16 protein-coding genes are annotated in these 17809 nt (G+C 64.6%); 9 read left to right on the forward strand and 7 right to left on the reverse strand.

Annotated elements, in window-relative coordinates; genetic code table 11:
• Window positions 1–42 precede the first annotated feature (42 nt).
• Genes ABIG06_RS26425 through ABIG06_RS26440 form a run of 4 tightly spaced genes read right to left on the reverse strand, consistent with a single transcriptional unit; the run spans window position 43 to window position 5297 of the window.
• Window positions 43–501, reverse strand: a complete 459-nt coding sequence (locus tag ABIG06_RS26425; protein ID WP_370139185.1) for a thioesterase family protein — start codon at window positions 499–501, stop codon at window positions 43–45.
• Window positions 488–3631, reverse strand: a complete 3144-nt coding sequence (locus ABIG06_RS26430; RefSeq protein WP_424578416.1) for an efflux RND transporter permease subunit — start codon at window positions 3629–3631, stop codon at window positions 488–490. Before ABIG06_RS26430 ends, ABIG06_RS26425 begins: the two co-directional genes overlap by 14 nt.
• Window positions 3628–4800 carry an efflux RND transporter periplasmic adaptor subunit gene (locus ABIG06_RS26435; RefSeq protein WP_370139187.1) on the reverse strand — a complete coding sequence of 391 codons (1173 nt, stop codon included), beginning with the start codon at window positions 4798–4800 and terminating at the stop codon, window positions 3628–3630. The genes ABIG06_RS26430 and ABIG06_RS26435 overlap by 4 nt, the downstream gene beginning before the upstream one ends.
• A 20-nt stretch (window positions 4801–4820) precedes the next feature.
• Window positions 4821–5297 (reverse strand): hypothetical protein, encoded by a 477-nt coding sequence (locus ABIG06_RS26440; RefSeq protein ID WP_424578417.1) that lies wholly within the window; start codon window positions 5295–5297, stop codon window positions 4821–4823.
• A 781-nt stretch (window positions 5298–6078) separates the two neighbouring features.
• Between ABIG06_RS26440 and ABIG06_RS26445 the strand changes: the two genes are divergently transcribed.
• From ABIG06_RS26445 to ABIG06_RS26485, 9 genes are all read left to right on the forward strand, one after another.
• On the forward strand, window positions 6079–6864 hold the full coding sequence (locus ABIG06_RS26445) for an alpha/beta hydrolase (RefSeq protein ID WP_124158520.1): 786 nt from the start codon (window positions 6079–6081) through the stop codon (window positions 6862–6864).
• 173 nt (window positions 6865–7037) lie between these two features.
• Entirely contained in the window at window positions 7038–8684 is a 1647-nt protein-coding gene (gene mdcA / locus ABIG06_RS26450; protein ID WP_124158521.1) for a malonate decarboxylase subunit alpha, read from the forward strand.
• A 9-nt stretch (window positions 8685–8693) separates the two neighbouring features.
• Window positions 8694–9011 carry a malonate decarboxylase acyl carrier protein gene (mdcC, locus tag ABIG06_RS26455; RefSeq protein ID WP_124158522.1) on the forward strand — a complete coding sequence of 106 codons (318 nt, stop codon included), beginning with the start codon at window positions 8694–8696 and terminating at the stop codon, window positions 9009–9011.
• A complete protein-coding gene (locus ABIG06_RS26460) occupies window positions 9008–9946 on the forward strand; it encodes a biotin-independent malonate decarboxylase subunit beta (protein WP_370139190.1) in 939 nt (312 codons plus the stop codon). The genes mdcC and ABIG06_RS26460 overlap by 4 nt, the downstream gene beginning before the upstream one ends.
• The gene (gene mdcE, locus ABIG06_RS26465; RefSeq protein WP_124158523.1) at window positions 9933–10655 is read left to right on the forward strand and encodes a biotin-independent malonate decarboxylase subunit gamma; all 723 of its coding nucleotides are present in this window, start codon (window positions 9933–9935) and stop codon (window positions 10653–10655) included. The genes ABIG06_RS26460 and mdcE overlap by 14 nt, the downstream gene beginning before the upstream one ends.
• Window positions 10630–11310, forward strand: a complete 681-nt coding sequence (gene mdcG / locus ABIG06_RS26470) for a malonate decarboxylase holo-[acyl-carrier-protein] synthase (protein WP_370140910.1) — start codon at window positions 10630–10632, stop codon at window positions 11308–11310. Before mdcE ends, mdcG begins: the two co-directional genes overlap by 26 nt.
• On the forward strand, window positions 11307–12188 hold the full coding sequence (gene mdcB / locus ABIG06_RS26475; RefSeq protein WP_124158525.1) for a triphosphoribosyl-dephospho-CoA synthase MdcB: 882 nt from the start codon (window positions 11307–11309) through the stop codon (window positions 12186–12188). Before mdcG ends, mdcB begins: the two co-directional genes overlap by 4 nt.
• On the forward strand, window positions 12185–13135 hold the full coding sequence (locus ABIG06_RS26480) for an AEC family transporter (RefSeq protein ID WP_370140911.1): 951 nt from the start codon (window positions 12185–12187) through the stop codon (window positions 13133–13135). Before mdcB ends, ABIG06_RS26480 begins: the two co-directional genes overlap by 4 nt.
• 9 nt (window positions 13136–13144) lie before the next feature.
• Window positions 13145–14080: an acyltransferase domain-containing protein gene (locus tag ABIG06_RS26485; RefSeq protein WP_370139191.1), complete on the forward strand. Its 936-nt coding sequence runs from the start codon at window positions 13145–13147 to the stop codon at window positions 14078–14080.
• Window positions 14081–14428: 348 nt separating this feature from the next.
• Here ABIG06_RS26485 and ABIG06_RS26490 read toward each other — a convergent pair whose 3' ends face one another.
• The 3 genes from ABIG06_RS26490 to ABIG06_RS26500 are packed head-to-tail and all read right to left on the reverse strand — an operon-like array spanning window position 14429 to window position 17807.
• Window positions 14429–15727, reverse strand: a complete 1299-nt coding sequence (locus ABIG06_RS26490) for a biotin/lipoyl-binding protein (RefSeq protein ID WP_370139192.1) — start codon at window positions 15725–15727, stop codon at window positions 14429–14431.
• Window positions 15728–15738: 11 nt separating this feature from the next.
• Window positions 15739–15942, reverse strand: a complete 204-nt coding sequence (locus ABIG06_RS26495; protein WP_370139193.1) for a DUF1656 domain-containing protein — start codon at window positions 15940–15942, stop codon at window positions 15739–15741.
• Complete coding sequence (locus ABIG06_RS26500) at window positions 15939–17807, reverse strand: FUSC family protein (RefSeq protein WP_370139194.1); 1869 nt, start codon at window positions 17805–17807, stop codon at window positions 15939–15941. Before ABIG06_RS26500 ends, ABIG06_RS26495 begins: the two co-directional genes overlap by 4 nt.
• Between the last annotated feature and the right edge of the window lie 2 nt (window positions 17808–17809).

Consider the following 17809-nt stretch of genomic DNA (forward strand, 5'->3'; position numbering starts at 1 on the left):
CGCCGCGGACGGGAGGTCTTTTGCGTTTTCGCAGGCGTCTTGTCAAAACGCACGAAACTGCGACCGGGCTTGCTGGATGCGATCCTGGGTCACCTCGGCGGTTGGCCTCGTGACGCCGAATCGCTGCTCGAACTCGGCGACATTGACGACGCCACGGCGGTGGGGGCCATCGCCGATCTTGCGGTCGCCCTCCCAGGCCTCGACCTCGAACAGGACGCTTCTGGCGTCGATCGCGACGACCCGTGCCGTCGCCCGCACCGTGCGGCCGACCGGCGTCGCGGCCAGATGGCGGATATCGACCATCATCCCGACGCTGACATGACCTGCGGGAAGGAACGGCTGAACCGCCGATCCGGCAGCCATTTCCATGTGCAGGATCATCATCGGTGTGCCGTAGACTTCAGGCATGCCCGGCACCACATGGCCGACTGTCATCTCGGGCGTGACGGTCACCAGTTTTTCGGCGATCATGCCGGTCGTCACATTCTCAAGCGGATTCATGGCTCAATTCCGTCTCTGCCTCGGTCGCGGATGGGGTGGATGTCTTGGCTGCTCGCGGCTTGCGTCCGGTGAGCCAGTTGCCGAGCCGGTCGAGATAGAGATAGACGACGGGCGTGGTGTAGAGCGTCAGGATTTGTGACAGCATCAGACCGCCGACGATCGTGTAGCCGAGCGGCTGGCGCAGCTCCGCGCCGGTGCCGGAGCCGATCATCAGCGGCACGCCGCCGAGCAGTGCCGCCATCGTCGTCATCAGTATAGGGCGGAAGCGCAGCGTGCATGCCTGGTAGATCGCCTCTTCAGGGCTGAGCCCGTGCTGGCGCTCCACCTCGAGCGCGAAATCGACCAGCATGATGCCGTTCTTCTTGACGATGCCGATCAGCAGGATGATGCCGATGATGGCGATGACGCTGAGATCCATGTGGACCGCGAGCAGCAGCAATAGCGCGCCGATGCCGGCCGAAGGCAGCGTCGACAGGATCGTGATCGGATGGATCAGGCTCTCATAGAGAACGCCGAGGATGATGTAGATCACGATCAGCGCCGCGCCGATCAACAGCGGCGTGCCCGACAGGGAGGACTGGAACGCCTGGGCGTTGCCCTGGAACGAGGTCGATAGCGAGGTGGGCTTTCCGGTGTCCTTCTCGATATTCTGGATCGCCGTCACCGCATCGCCCAGCGCGACGCCTGGCTTCAGGTTGAACGAGATCGTCACCGACGGAAACAGGCTCTGGTGATTGATCAGGATCGGCGCGGGCTTGATGACGGCGTGAACCAACGTGCTGAGCGGGACCTGCTGGCCGGTGGCCGAGTTCAGGTAGATGTCCTTGAGTGCTTCGGGCCCGTACTGGAAGCGCGGATCGACCTCCATCACGACATGGTACTGGTTCAGCGAGGTGAACATGGTGGAGACGATGCGCTGGCCGAAGGCGTCGTCGAGCGCATTGTCGATCGTCGTGGGCAGGATGCCGAAGCTGGAGGCGACCTCGCGATTGACGGTGACCTCCAGCCGTGGGCCGGCGTTGGCCTGGTCGCTGGCGACGTCGCTGATGAGATCGAGCGCGCGCAGCTTCTCCAGGAAGATCGCCGACCAGTGGGTAAGCTCGTTGGAATCGGCATCCGTCAGGGTGTACTGATATTGCGTCTTCGAAAGGCGTGCGCCGATGGTGATGTCCTGCGCCGCCTGCATGTAGAGCGTGATGCCCTGGATATGGGCGAGCCGCGGGCGCAGCCGATCGATGATCTGGTCGGCGCTTGCCTTGCGTTCCGGCTTCGGCTTCAGCACGATGAAGATGCGCCCCTGGTTGAGCGTCGCCGTTGGACCTCCCGGCCCGATATAGCTCGCCACCGACTGGATCGCCGGATCCTTCGACAGGATTTCGACGATCGCCCGCTGGCGTTCGGACATCGCGGGGAAGGAGATGTCCTGGGCGGCCTCGGTGATGCCCACGATCTGCCCGGTGTCCTGTTGCGGAAAGAATCCCTTCGGGATGATCACATAGAGGTAGCCGGTCAACGCGATGGTCGAGAGCATGACCAGTAACGTTGCGAAGCGATGCCGCAGCACCACGCGCAAGCCCCGCGCGTAGAGTGCAAGCAGGGCATCGAAAGCGCGCTCGAACAGCAGGTAGATCCGGCCGTGCTTCCTTCGTGTATCATCCTTCAGCAGGCGCGCACACATCATCGGCGTCAGGGTGAGCGAGATCACCAGCGACAGCAGCAGCGAGGCGGTGATGGTGACGGCGAATTCCTGGAACAGCTTGCCGACATAGCCGCCCATCAGGAACAGCGGGATGAACACCGCAATCAGCGACAAGGTGATGGAGACAATCGTGAAGCCGATCTCGGCGGAACCCTTGAGTGCCGCCTCCATCGGGGTCATGCCCTGCTCGAGATGACGGACGATGTTCTCGATGACCACCACGGCGTCGTCGACCACGAAGCCGACTGCGATCGACAAGGCCATCAGCGAGAGGTTGTCGAGGCTGTAGCCGAGCACGTAGAGGACCGCGAACGTCCCGACCAATGCCAGGGGAACGGTGACCGCGGGGATGACGGTGGCCCAGAAATTCCGCAAGAACAGGAATATGACCATCACCACCAGGGCGACCGTCAGCAATAGCGTGAACTGAACGTCGGAAACCGCGGCGCGAATGGTGGCGGTGCGATCGGCGGCAATCGTCACCTTGATCGCCGGCGGAACGGAAGCCTGCAGCTGCGGCAGCAGCTTCTTGATCCAGTCGACGGTCTCGATCACATTGGCGCCGGGAACGCGCTGGACTGCGAGGATGATCGCGGGCTCCTTGCCGTACCAGCCGGCCAGAAGATCGTTTTCGGGTGCATCGATCGCCGTGCCGATGTCGCGGATCCGCAGCGGCGAGCCGTTGCGATACGCGATGATGAGGTCTTCGTAGGCGGAGGGCTTCAGCAGCTGATCGTTTGTGTTCAGCGTATAGGTGACGCGCGGGCTGTTGAGCGTGCCCTTCGGCAGGTCGACATTGGCGCCGGCGATGACGTTGCGGACGTCTTCGAGGCCGATGCCCCGGGCGGCGAGCGCCTGCGGATTGACGCGAACACGGATCGCGGGTTTCTGCTGACCGCCGATGCCGACGAGGCCGACACCGGGCACCTGCGAAATCTTCGGCAGCAGGATATTTTCGGCGTAGGCGTCCACCGTGGTCAGCGGCAGCGAGTCCGACGTCAGCGCGATCAGCATGATCGGCGTCTCCGCCGGATTCACCTTCCTGATCGTCGGCGGGTAGGGGATGTTCGGCGGCAGGAAGGGGCTCGCGGCGTTGATCGCGGCCAACACGTCCACCGCCGCGCTGTCCACCGTCCGCGACAGCTCAAATTGCACAGTAAGCTGAGCCACGCCGAGCGCACTGGACGAGGTGAGCTGGGTGATGCCCGGGATCTGGCTAAGCTGCTGCTCGAGCGGCGTGGCGAGCGACGAAGCGATGGTGCCGGGATCGGCGCCGGGCAACTGCGCCGAGATCTGGATCGTCGGGTAATTGACGTTCGGCAGCGCGCCGACCGGCAGCAGCGGATAGGCCGCAAGGCCGCATAGCAGCAGGCCGGCCATCAGCAGCGCGGTTGCAATCGGCCGCAGAATGAAAGGCGCGGAGAGATTCATGGGATCGCGTCCTGCACGGCGCTCTGCAGGTCGGCTTCCTGCGCGGCCTTGCCATGCAGCTGGCGGACGCGGCTGCCTTCCGTCAACCGATACTGACCGTCGACCACGACGACGTCACCTGACTTCAGACCCTGGTCGATCAGGGCCTGGCCATCGCTGATCTGCGCGACGTGAACGGGGCGTAAGGCGGCCGTCTGGTCCTTGGTTACGACGTAGACATAGCTGCCGTTCGGTCCCTGCTGCACGGCCGAGCCCGCGACAGTGAGCGCGTCCTTCTGGATCTCGAGCAACAGGCGCGCGTTCACCAGCTGGCCCGGCCACAGCCGGTGCTCACGATTGGGGAACACCGCCTTGAGCTGGACCGTGCCGGTCGTTCCTGCGATCTCGTTGTTGACCAGCAGCAGCGTGCCCTCGTCGAGCTTCATCTTGTTGTCCTGGCTGTAGGCAATAACCTTCAGTGATCCCTTTGCAGCGTGCTCCTGGATTACGGGCAGGTCGGTCTGCGGCAGGGTGAACAGCAGCGAGATCGGTTCGATCTGGGTGACGACGACGAGGCCATTGGGGTCGGTCGGATGGATCACGTTGCCGACATCGATCTGGCGGACGCCCGTAATGCCGGGAATGGCCGACGTCAGGCGCGTGTAGCTGAGCTGGACGTTGGCCTGATCGATCTGCGCCTGGTCGGCCTTGACAGCGGCCTTGAGCTGCGCCACCTGCGCCGTCTGCGTCTCGATCAATTGCGGGGTCGCGTAGCCCTTGTCGCCGAGCTGATTGTAGCGTGAGAGATTGGCCTCGGCGTTCACGAGCTGCGCCTGATCCCTGTCGCGGTTGGCCGTCAGCTGCTCGATCTGTGCCTCGTAGGGACGCGGATCAATCTGCGCGAGCAGGTCGCCGGCCTTGACGGTCTGCCCCTCGGTGAAGGCGATCTTGACGATCTGCCCCTGAATCTGACTGCGCACGACGTCGGTGTTGTACGCGATCACGGTGCCGATGCCGCGCAGGTAAATCGGAACGTCCTTGCCGGTGACGGTGGCTGCGACGACCGGCACGGCAGCGGGCACCGGCGCGGCCGCCACGGCCGGCCTGTGGTCGGTGCCGTAGAACCAGAGGCCTGCGCCTATCAGGATCGCGGCCAGAGCAACCAGTGCAATGGTGAGGTTCCGTTTCACGGTGATGGTCCTTCTCGATCTCAGGGATTGCCGGAACCGCTGACTGAAGTCGTGCTGCCCATGGAGGCAGGATCGGGCACCGGCAGGGACGGACTGATTCCGGCGCCGCCGAGCTCGGTGGATCCGAGCGGAATCCCGACGCGTCCGACCGTCGATGTCGAGGGAGGCAAGGCGGATTGGGTTGTCGTACCGTCGGGGCAGCCGAGTGACGGGATTCCGGAGAGTCCGCCGCCGTCAAACAAGGCCCCCGACGATCCGGTATTCCCTGGTTGGGAGCAGTTCGTCATTGCTTGCGAAGGATTGATCGGGGATACGCCGGGCGTGGCGATTTCGGTTGAGCCCAGCGGAATGCCTTCAGGCCGCGTGGCGCCCAGGTTGAGCGGCGAGGTTGCAGACATGCCGACAGGGGGCAACGTCGTCGGCAGCGTCATCTGCGCATTCGCCGCGGCCGGGATCAGCCATATCAGGCAAGTTGCGAGCGCCACACCCAGATGCATCGATGCAAATCGGCGGCATCTGAACCTGTTCGATGAGAGCTGTTCTCGCATGGGCTGCTCCGGGTTCTTTCATTTGTGCGGAACGATAGGGAGCGGCTGGCGTGCCGGTATTCCCTGAATGCACGTCCCGCTGTCTGGCCGCACGATCGAAAGCCATCCGCCCCGGGGATCATTGGGGCCCCTTCCGAAGCAGTCGCTTTGCCTCGGACAGCTCCCGGCGGCACGTCGCGATGTCGCTGGAACGGTTCGCGGCGCGTGCGCGGTCGAGGGCATCGAGCGCGAGTCGAAGGTGCACTCCGCTCGCGCCTGCCGCCTGCGCCACCGATCGCGGCGTCGGCTGATGACTGCGCAGTGCGTCAAGGCTCTCAGGGCTCCAGCCATGTGCGCCGGCATTCTTCTCAATCGCGGCGTCCGCCTGTGCCTGGACATGCCCGATCGAATCCTCGCAGGACGCAGCACGAGCCGGGGATGCCGCCTGCAGGAGGATTATAGTGGCGGCTGAAATCCGGATGAGTGAATTCGATGTCATTGTCGATCATCTCGTGTGATAGCGAACGTGGTCTCGACTGACAGGACCGATACGCGCCGTCTTTCGCTTGCGAACGTCGGCTGCTTTGCATGCGCACGAGATCGTGCCATCAGAGAAACCGGAGCGTAAGCTGGATCAGAGCTGCGGCCGATAATTCCCGGCGTGCGAAGTGGGAAGGGTCGTTGTTTGCTGAAATACGCAGGCAAGCGGCCAACTTATTGTCGCATCGTTCCAACCCGGAGTGATCTCGACATGAAACACCTCAACGCAGGTCTCGCCTTTGCTGCAGCCCTTTCCCTGTTCGCGAGCATCGCCCCGGCGCGTGCGGAACCCGTCAAGAACATCGTCCTGGTCCACGGCGCCTGGGTCGATGCATCAGGCTGGAAGCCGGTCTACGAAATCCTGAGCAAGGAAGGCTTCCGCGTGACCATGGTGCAGGAGCCGGAAACGTCGTTCGCCGACGACGTCACGGCAGCGAAGCGGATTATCGATCTCCAGGATGGCCCGATACTCCTCGTCGGCCACAGCTATGGCGGCTCGATCATCACCGAGGCCGGCGTCCATCCCAAAGTAGCCGGCCTCGTCTACGTCGCCGCGCACGCCCCAGACGTCGGCGAGGATGAATCGGCGCTCGGCAAGAAGACGCCGAGCGTGCTTGGAAAGACCGAAGGCGTCATCAAGGTCACGCCGGACAAGTTCACCTATCTCGATCCTGTGCAATTCCCGAAACTGTTTGCGCCCGATCTGCCGCGTGAGCGCGCCGAGTTCGTGGCACGCTCTCAGGTCCTGGCCGCGGTACAGGTGTTCAGCACCCCACTGACGGCGGCTGCGTGGAAGACCAAGCCGAGCTGGGGCATCGTTGCTGGCGACGACCAGATCATCAATCCCGATCTGGAGCGCTGGTATTACGAGCGTGCCAAGAGCCACACCACGGTGATCCCGGGCGCGAGCCACTCGGTCTACGAGTCACATCCCAAGGAAGTGGCCGCTGTCATCGCGCGCGCAGCGCGCAGCATCGATCAACCGGTCACCCGCTGACGCCGCATTTTGCCGGTCCTAACGCACGGCCGGTGAACAGAGGGTCGGCGGGAGAGGCAGCACTCCCGCCGGCCTGACTGTCCCATCCGGAATGTTCCATCAACCTGATCGAGACGATCAGCACCATTAGCGGACCGGACCGTGACGGTGAGACGCGCCCAGGAGCAAAGGCCATGACGAGCTGGCAGAACAACCGCGCTAGGCGTGATGCTCGCATCGCTGCAGGAGCCGTGCTTGCCCGCGGCAAAGTCGTAGAAGCAGGCAATGCCACGCGCTTGCTCGAGGCTGTGATTCGGCCGGGCGATCGGATCTGCCTGGAAGGCGACAACCAGAAGCAGGCCGATCTGCTCAGTCGTGCGCTGCTCGCGGTCGATCTCTCCAGGGTCAACGATCTGCACATGGTGCAGTCGGGCGTCGTTCTCCCAGAACATCTGGATCTGTTCGACCGCGGCATCGCGAAGCGGCTGGACTATGCCTATTCCGGGCCGCAATCGGCCCGCATCGCGCGCATGCTGTTCGGCGGCAAGATCGAGCTGGGCGCAGTCCACACCTATCTCGAACTATTCGCACGCTACTTCATCGACTTGACGCCGCACGTCGCGCTGATCGCTGCCGTCAGCGCCGACCATGACGGAAATCTCTACACCGGTCCGAACACCGAGGACACGCCGACCGTGGTGGAGGCAACGGCCTTCAAGGACGGCATCGTGATCGCACAGGTCAACGAGATCGTCGAGCATGTTCCGCGGGTCGACATCCCGGCGGATCGCGTCCACTTCGTCGTCAAGTCCGACAAGCCGTTCTTCGTCGAGCCGCTGTTTACGCGCGATCCGGCCGCGATCACCGAGGGACAGATCCTGACCGCGATGCTTGCGATCAAGGGTATCTATGCGCCCTATGGCGTGCAGCGGCTCAATCACGGCATCGGCTTCAGTACGGCCGCGATCGAGCTCCTGCTGCCGACCTTCGGCGAGCGGCTCGGTCTCAAAGGCAAGATCGCAACCCATTTTGCTCTTAACCCGCATCCCGCACTCATTCCCGCGATCGAATCCGGCTGGGTCCGGCAGATCCACTCGTTCGGCTCGGAGGTCGGCATGGACGACTACATCCGCGCCCGATCCGACGTCTACTTCACTGGCTCCGACGGCTCGCTGCGCTCCAACCGCGCCTTTTGCCAGACCGCCGGGCTCTATGCCTGCGACATGTTCATCGGCTCCACCTTGCAAATCGATCTGCAGGGAAATTCGTCGACCGTCACCACCTCCCGCATCGCCGGGTTCGGCGGTGCACCGAACATGGGGGCGGATGCGCGCGGCCGGCGTCATCCGAGTGAGCCCTGGCTGAAGGCCGGGGCGGAGTCCGATCCCGACGGCTCTCCCCTGATGCGCCGCGGCCGCAAGCTGGTCGTTCAGATCGGCGAGACGTTCGGAGACAAGAATGTACCGCTGTTCGTCGAGAAGCTCGATGCCATCGAGCTCGCGGAGAAGCTCGAGCTCGAGCTCGCGCCGATCATGATCTATGGCGACGACGTCACGCACATCGTCACCGAGGAGGGCGTAGCCAATCTCCTATTGTGCCGTACCGCGCAGGAGCGTGAGCAGGCCATCCGGGGCGTTGCCGGCTACACCGATGTCGGCCGTCGGCGGGATCACGGCATGGTCGCGCACTTGCGCGAACGCGGGGTGATCCGCCGCCCGGAGGATATCGGCATCAATCCGCTCGATGCGGATCGCAGCCTGCTCGCAGCGCGCTCGATCAAGGACCTCGTGCGCTGGTCTGGCGGACTCTACACGCCGCCGTCGAAATTCAGGAACTGGTGAGGACGGATCATGGAAGATCTTAGGTTTGAGCACAGCGTTCGCACCAGGGCCGGCGGCACCAGGCAGAGCGCGATCGTCGGCGTTGTCGCCTCGGGGAATCTGGAGGTGCTGGTGGAACGCGTCCTGCCGGATGCGGAATGCGCCATCGAGATCAGGACCGCGGCGGTCGGCTTCGGCGAGGTCTGGACCGCCGTAATCGGCGATTTCGTCGACCGCTATTCGCCCGGCGGGCTGAGATTCTCGATCAACGACGGCGGCGCGCGCCCCGATACGGTCTCACTTCGGTTGGCGCAGGCGGTGCGATCGATCACGGAGAACGGCCAATGACGGCACCATTCAAGGACATCACACTGACCGAGCGCGCCTGCAGCACCAGCTTCTACGAATCTTCGGCCCGCACGCGGTTGGAGTTGCTGCTCGACGCCGGCAGCTTCGTCGAGTTCATCGGTCCGGAGCAGCGCGAGGTCAGCCCGCATCTGAAGGTTTTTGATCTGCCCGAGCAGTTCGACGACGGCATCGTCGTCGGGCATGGCCGCCTGGATGGCTCGCCGGTGTTCGTCGCCGCACAGGAGGGACGTTTCATGGGCGGCGCCTTCGGCGAGGTGCATGGCGCCAAGCTGACCGGGTTGCTCCGCGCGGCGCGCCAGATCGCATCGATCCCCGTCCTGATCCTGTTCGACACCGGCGGCGTCCGGCTGCAGGAAGCCAATGCCGGCGAGCTCGCCATTGCCGAGATCATGCGGGCGGTGATGGAGGCGCGCAGCGCCGGCGTGAAGGTGGTTGGCCTGATCGGCGGCCGGTCCGGATGCTACGGCGGAGGTGGGTTGATCGCAGGCTGCTGCTCGGCGCTCGCCGTGTCTGAACCCGGGCGCATTGCGGTGTCCGGCCCCGAGGTCATCGAGACCAATCGCGGCGTCGAGGAGTTCGACTCCCGCGACCGCGCGCTGGTCTGGCGCACCATGGGCGGTAAGCATCGCCGACTGCTCGGCGCCGCCGACGTCTTTGCCGATGACAACGTGCAGGATTTCCGCGAGGCCGCGCTGGAGCTGCTGGGTCTGATCGGACCTTTCGGCCTCGACAGCTTGAAGGCAGAGCAGGAGCGGCTTGCCGACCGGCTAAGCCGCTACGGTGCCTGCCTGGATGCCGTCGACATATGGGCGGCGGAAGGCATCGCGCATGCTGAAACGGTTCCGGAGCTGCCGTCCGATCAGTTCATTACGCTCGCCGAAAGGATCGGGAGGACCAACCGTGACGCTCGATGACATTCTCGCCTCGCTCTTCCCCAAGGGCCACGAGATCAGGAACGACAAAGGCGTCCTGCTCGGCTCGGCGACGCTGCGACGCGGCGACAAAATGCTCGTCCTCGGTGTCGCGGATCGAACCGCACTGGGCGTTGACGAGGCGATCAGATTGTCCGGCCATGTCCTGGAGTCGATCGGCCTGGCCTCTGGCCCGATCCTGGTGCTCGTCGACAGCGACAGCCAGCGCATGAGCAAGCGCGACGAATTGCTCGGGCTGAACGAATTCCTCGCGCATCTGGCGAAAGTGTTGATCCACGCGGACATCAACGGCCGCCCGACCATCGGCCTGCTCTACGGTCACTCGGCGGCGGGCGCTCTGCTTGCGACGGGACTTGCAACCCGCGTGCTGGTTGGATTGCCCGGCGCACACCCCGCAGTGATGGACCTGCCGTCGATGGCGAAGGTTACCAAGCTGTCGATGGAAGCGCTCGAGGAGAAGGCGAAGTCCACACCGGTGTTCGCGCCGGGGCTGTCCAATCTCGTGCAGATGGGCGCGGTTCACACGACGTGGAGCAATGACTCCTCGCTCGCCGATCAGCTGGAGGCGCTGCTGGCCGACATGCCGGCCGCGCGAGACCAACGGGATGCGCTTGGTAAGGCGCGTGGTGGCCGGCTGAAGGCCGCTGACATTGCGGAGCGTGTTCGTGACCTGGCCCTGCAAGCACGGTGAGCCTTCACCGGGTCGTCATGACCTCGTCTTCGTCAGCCCGGCGGGGTGGCGCGCGATGCTGGAAGCGCGCGGCGATCTCGCAACCGATGCGTTGGTCGCACGTTGGTCCAAAATGGGCTGGCCGGCGATCAGGCGGCGCGCTCTGCCAGGCGAGGACGCCGGTCTTGCTCTGGGCCTGCCCTTGCCGCCTTCGGCCGGTAAGAAGCGGATCTCCCTCCTGGCTGATATCCACCACGTCGTCTCGGTCGCGAGGCCGCCGTCGCTGCGGCAAGCGCGGGCCTACGCGCCGCGGAATTGGTGGCCCACGCTCGATCGGCTCAACCGCTTGGAGCTTCGTCACTCGGTGGATGCGCGCGTCTTTGGCAGCCTGGCCTGGCAATCGTTAACCGAGCTCGACTATGTGACGGACCGATCGGACCTCGATGTGCTGTTCGAGTTTCGCCATGAAACCGACATTAATCGCTTCGTCGCCGATGTGGCTGCGATCGAGATCGAAGCACCGATGCGGCTCGATGGTGAACTGATGCGCGCCGATGGTGCTGCCGTGAACTGGCGTGAGCTCTACGGCGGCGCGCGCGAGCTTCTGGTGAAGAGCATCGAGAGCGTGATCCTGCTCGACAGGAATCGATTCGTTTCGGGAGCGAGGGGATCATGATCACCGCGGCTGTACGAGGTTTCGAAAGGTCGGTTCAGCATCGGGCGCGCATCGGGCCCGATGTTTCCGCGATCGGCGCCATCGCTGCCCGCTGCCTCGTCGAGGAGCTGGAAACATGGCCGAAGCCGGGACTCGTAAGTCATATCGACAATGGCAGTCACGTTGATATGGATGCCGGCACGTTCCGTCGCAGCGCCGCGGCCATCAAGCCCCATCTTCAGCGCCTGGCCGATGCGGGCGCGAGTGGTTGCGGCATGGGGCGGCTGCGGATCATCGGCCTTGAGGCCGAGCGTGCGATGTTTGCAGCGACCTCAGGCGTCAACACGCATCGCGGCGCGATCTTCGGACTCGGCCTGCTGTGTGCGGCGGCCGGTGCGAGGGCCGGCGGGTTGGTCGATGCTGAGCTTTCGCTTGGTGAGGTCGTGAGGCGCCTGTGGGGCGAGAGCATCATCGACGGTCCGGTGCTGTTGCACAGCCACGGCAGCGCGGCCCGGCGCCGCTTTCGCGCCGGTGGTGCGTGTACCGAGGCCGCGAAGGGATTTCCCAGCGTCTATCGGATCGGATTGCCGGCGCTGCGCAGAGCGACGCGTGCCGTGCCGGAAGATAAGGAATCGGCCCGGGTCGAGGCATGCTTTGCCCTGATCGCCTTTGTGGAGGACACCAACCTCCTGCATCGCGGTGGGCTCGACGGCCTTCGCTTTGCGCATGATGCGGCGCGTCGCTTCATCGACGTTGGCGGCGTCAGCGCGCCTGGCTGGCGTAAGCGGGCGCAGTCGATCCATGACAGCTTCGTCGCCCGTCGTCTCAGCCCTGGTGGATCGGCCGATCTGCTTGCAATGACGCTCTTTGTCGATGCTCATGAAAGCCCATGCCGATGATGTCCAATGCAATCCTGATGGCGCTCGTGCCGGTTTTCTTCGTTCTGCTGCTGGGATACGCCGCCGGCAAACTTCACGTCGTCGACAATCTTCATGTCGACGCTCTCAACGCGCTGGTAATGGATTTTGCGCTGCCCGCCTCGCTGTTCGCCGCGACCGCGTCAGCGTCGCGCCGTGATATGGTCGACCAGGCCTCGCTCTTCCTGGTGCTCGGCGTCACGATGCTGCTGCTCTATCTTGCCTGGTATTTCGCCGCCCGTCGGCTCTCCAAGCTCTCCCAGTCCGAGGCATCCTTGCAGGCGCTGACGATTGGCTTCCCAAATCTCGCCGGGGTGGGTCTTCCGATCATGACCTCAGTCGTGGGTCCAACCGGCACCGTGCCGGTTGCCGTTGCATTGGCGGCGGGCTCGATCCTCATCAGCCCATTGACCCTGATCGTCGCGGAAATGGGTGCCGCCAAGGCTCGTGGCGAAGAGATGGCGGCGCGGCAGATCTTGACGGCAGTCCGCCGTGCGATCACCAAGCCGGTGGTGCTCGCGCCCGCGCTCGGCATCGTGTTCTCATTGTCGGATGTGAGCCTCGACGCGCTGGCTCATGCGAGCCTCGCCCTGATCGGAAGCTCGGCTGCCGGCGTCGCCCTGTTCCTCACCGGAGCCATTTTGTCGGCGCAATCGTTTCGGCTGGATTGGAAGATCAGCGCTGCAACGGTGGCCTCGGACATCGTCCGCCCGTTGTTGGCTGTTGCGGTCATTCTCGTCCTTCCGATCTCGCAGGATGCAGCTAAGACGGCCATTCTGCTCGCGGCCGCTCCGTCGGGCTTCTTCGGGATCCTGTTCGCGGCCAACTACCGGCTGGATTCCGCAAGGGTGGGGTCCATGGTTATCGCCAGCACCGCATTCAGCGTCCCGACGCTGGCGATTGTGATTGCGCTGCTCTTTCCGCACTAGGGCGCGATCATGACATTGGCAATTCTTTGTTCGGGGCAGGGCAGGCAGCATCGCGACATGTTCGCCCTCACGGGCCATGCACCGGAGGCCGCGCCCCTGTTTGCGCATGCGGCGGCATTGCTCGGTGGCAGGGATCCACGCGATTTCGTTCGCGACGAAGCCGACGAGGCTCTGCACCGCAACCGTGCCGGCCAGATTCTCTGCACCTTGCATCCGCTCGCTGCGGCGTGTGTGCTCGCAGATGTCATTCCGCATGGGGTCATCATGGCCGGCTATAGTGTCGGCGAAGTCGCGGCTTGGGGTGTCGGCGGCTTGTTCGATGCGACCGCAACGCTCAATCTGGTGGCGCGCCGCGCGGAGGCCATGGATGCGGCCACGCGCGCCGGTGACGGACTGATCTTCGTCCGCGGTCCTTCCCGGGACGAGGTCGATCGCCTTTGCGAGCGTCACGGCACTTCGGTGGCCATCGTCAATCCAGGCGATGCCTTTGTCATTGGCGGCGGTCGTGAGGCGCTAAGCGGGCTTGCCCGAGACGCGCGGGCTATGCATGCAAGGATCGTCGCGTTGCCGGTCGAGGTCGCCTCCCACACCCAACGCCTCTCCGCGGCGTCTGCCGTGTTTCGTGAGATCCTGCGCGAGGCATCGGTGATATTCCCGCCGAGGAGTGGTGCGCGCATTCTGAGCGGAATCGATGCCGCTCCGGTCGTCGCGCGCGAGACGGGTCTCGACAAACTTGCAGCGCAGATCTCGCAGACCGTGCAATGGGCCGATTGCCTGCAAGCCTGCGTCGAAGCGGGCGCGACGGGGTTTCTCGAGCTCGGGCCGGGACATGCGCTGAGCGGCATGGTTGCGGACATCGCGCCCGGACTTCCGGCGCACGCGCTGGATGACTTCAGGAGCGTTGAGGGTGTCCGCACCTGGCTCACGCGTCAGATCAACCACTAGCTAGCGCCGGCAAAGTCCCGATCGGGACAGTGCCCTCGATCGGGACTTGTGCTGTCAAAAAAAGGGGCCGTCCCTTGGGGGAGGACGGCCCCTAGAACGCTCGTACGCCTAGGGAGGAAGGAGGCTCGAGCCGTGACTTGGGGGTCTCAGTCACTCAACATGCACACCATCGCCGATCCCGCAGCGAGAGTATTTCATGAACCCCCGCCGTTTCTCATTTCGCATGATTCACGACGGGCCCGTGCGCAGCACGCGAGATGGGGCTCTTGCGTTCCGACGTCAGCCCGGCGCCCGAGAATATGCCGGCGCTCGACGCGTTCCGGGTGGCTCTGTGCCAGCGCGCGCGTGTCAGTGCAGGCGTGGCGAGGCATCGATGCCGGGGGTCAGGCCGGGCGCGATCGTCTCTGCCGGAGGAACCGCGGGCTCGCGCATATAGGGAAGTACTTCCACTTCGGGGCGCTGCTGCGATGTCGTCTGCAGGCAGTCCGGGCGAGGCGGGCGGCCTGCGCCGAACAGATCGGAGAGGGGATCGACGAAGTTCGCGCGGAACCGGTCGAGCCAGGCTTGGCCTTCGCCCGCGGCGGGCTGCCGGATCGTCACTGTCGCTGTCATGCCGGAGACGAGCGGCACATCGGGAGGCACAGTGTTGATGGCGAGGCGTACCGGTACGCGCTGCGCGAGCCGCACCCAGGTGTAGATCGGGTCCACGGCGGGCAGGCCCTGTGTGCCAGCGGCGGCGTTCGACACGCTGATCCCGCGCGTCACGGTCTTCACATGTCCCAGTATCGGCTTAGGATAGCCGATCAGTTGTGCTTCGGCGCGGTCGCCAATGCAAACCCGCGCCATCTTGGTTTCCTCGAAGTAGCCGTCGATCCAGAAACTGTTGGAATCGATCACGGAAACGTTGCTGACGCCGGTGACGGCATAGTCTCCCGCGCGCAACAAGAGGTTGGTGACGTAGCCATCGACGGGACTGACCACGCTCGTGCGCTTCAGGTTCAGCTCCGCCTGCGCGAGCTGGTGCGCCGCAGCCTCGTAGGCAGCTTTCGCCTGCGCCGCGCTGCCTGCATAGATTTGCTGTTCTTCGGGCGTCGTTGCAAGATCGGACAGGTGCTGCCGACGATCGAACTCGGCCTGCTTCACCACGAGGTCCGCCGCCCGCTGGTCGACCAGAGACTTGCCGATCCGGACGGCCACCTCGAAGTCGAACGGATCGATCACGTATAGAACGTCGCCCTTGTGGACGAACTGGTTGTCGGCGACCCGAAGCTCCACGATCTTGCCCGCTACTTGCGGCGCCACGTTGGCGACCTGGACGCGGACGGTGCCGTTCCGCGTCCAGGGCGCAGTGACGTAGTGCTGCCAGGTTGAAGCCGCTATGAGAATTGCGACCAGCGCGATGCCGAGAGTCGCAAGGTGCTTGCCGGCACGGCGCATGAAACGGCCGACCGATTCGCGCAGTGGCCTCGCGGCGGGCGTCGCCGATACCGAAGGTCTGACGCTGTCCGGTGCGCGATCACTGGTGTCACGCGCCACGGTCTCCGGCGCGTTTGTACCGTTCACGGCGTCTGTGGTGGCATCGACTGGTGCTTTGGCTGTTGGTTCGCCACGAAGGGGAGCGGCGTCCCGACGCAGGGTAGCTTCCATGGCACTTCTCCCTAGAAGAACAGCGTGAGCGTGCCGAACATCGCGACGTAGAGGCAAAGTTCGGCCAGCGACGGGTTGCTGAAGACTTTCGCGAAGCCGATCAATCGCAGCAGCGGGCGAAGCATCAGGAACGCTGCCAGCGCGATTGCGGCATAGGAGACGATGGGGGCAATGAGCACGCCACCGACGACGAGCTCCCGATAAGTGTTCGTCATGACTGTTTGCCTTGGCTGGTGGCGGTTGGAGACTGCGATGGTGCAAGTACGGTGCTTGCCGTAACCAGCACGGCGATAGCCGAATTGGCGGACAGGTTGTTTCGCGATGCCAGTTGGCGTATCGCCTCGGCAGCAGCGAGGATCGCGGCACCGTCGCGGTGCGCGAGGGCCTCTCGCGCGTCCTGCACCACTCGGGCGAGTGGATCCTGTGTCAGCCGCTGCAGTTCGGTGCAGCAGCGCCGCAAGCTCTCAGCCTGGTCGAAACAGCGCATCGCGTTGGCCGCGATCTGACCATTGAGAGCCGAGGCGGCGTTTGCGGTTAGGATCTGTTCGATCCGCGCTGCGTCGCGAAATGCTGCTTCCTCTGGCGCGAGATCTCGAGCTCGCCAGCGGTCGAGGTCGCGCAGCTCGCCCCCAGCCTCTCGCAGCAGCAGACGAACTCGCTGCTCGCCCGACAATGGAGGCAGCTGCAACTGCGCGGCGAACACGAGCACCGCCGACAGGCAGGCGAAGAAGCTCGTCACCAGGAACACCTCGGGGTCGTAGCTCTGCGGATTGGTCGGTGCGAGGACGGCGATCGCGAACACCAGGATGAGGCGGCCGAGGGACGACAGCATCGGGTTCGGCAACGAGATCAGCAGCGCGAGACCGATGACGACAGGCGCAAGGCCGATCGCCAGCAATTGAAATTCGGATACACCGTTGAAAACGAGGTATTTCAGGATGCCCGCCAGCGCGCAGGCGATCGGCATCGCCGTCAGCGTCACCATCGCGAAGCTGCGTGGCGCAGGCGTCGTGGAGCCGAGGCCGATGATCGCCGCCACGAGCGTGAGGCAGAGCTCGGTGGAGGGCCAGCCTGTCAGCACGAAGAAAAGCGCGATCAGCGTAAACGAGATCGTGGCTCGTGCGGCGATTTCCGCCGCGATGCGGCGCGAGCGATAGAGCGGCGCGCGCCATGCATGATACGGCCGCTTCCCTTCATGCAGTGCACCGAGGCTGCTACGCACCTGCGCGTTCTTTCGGCTGATCTCGGCCCGGAGCCAGGATCGGGCAGTCGCTATTAGCTCAGCTGCGTGTGGCGACGCAGTGGAGGTGGCGGGAACCGCCGCGAGCATGCGGCCGAGAGAAAATGCGCTGACGAGGTCGACCAACGCGGTACGCGCGGCCGCGGATCTGGCCGTTCCGATGCTCGATTCGGTCGCAAGGCTGGCGATCTCCGGACGCACCGCCGCGATGTCGTGCAGCAGGATCGCCGCAGTCGCTGCGGAGGCATGCTCGATACCTTGCTCGAGGTCCGTGACCCGGCGGTGAAGCGCCTCGATGCGGCCTGCCAGCACCGGATGATAGTCCGGCGCGGCCAGCACATCGTTGACCAGCGCCACCGCAAGGACGCCGATGCCTATGGCGGCACCGCGCGCGATGCCGGTCGGAAACACCCGAAGCGGCGTGTCAATCTGCTGGATGGCGATCAGGGCGACGGTGATGCAGCAGAGCGCCGCCGCATAGGCACGATTGCCGTCCAGCATGGTGGCGAAATAGACGCAGAGCCCGACCCAGATGCCGAGCACGGCGAGCAGAAGGCCGTCGGTCTGAGAAAACGCGCCGGCGATCGCAATCGATGCCGCGACCCCGATCGCCGTCGCGAGTAGCCGGTAGCCGGCCTTTTCCATGCCCTGACCGCGTGTCGGTAAGGCCAGGATCGCCACGGTCAAGGCCGCCGACGACGGGGATTCGAGCTCGAGCCAGAAGCTCGCATAGAGTGCGAGCATCATCGCCAGCCATACCCGCAGCGCGAAGGCCCAGGAACTCGCCGGGAAGCCGGCGAAGACCAGCGCAGACGGCGCGGCAGCCCTGGTGGTGTTCACGG

The organism is Bradyrhizobium sp. USDA 326 (assembly GCF_049739485.1).
In the GTDB taxonomy this organism is placed as follows: Bacteria; Pseudomonadota; Alphaproteobacteria; order Rhizobiales; family Xanthobacteraceae; genus Bradyrhizobium.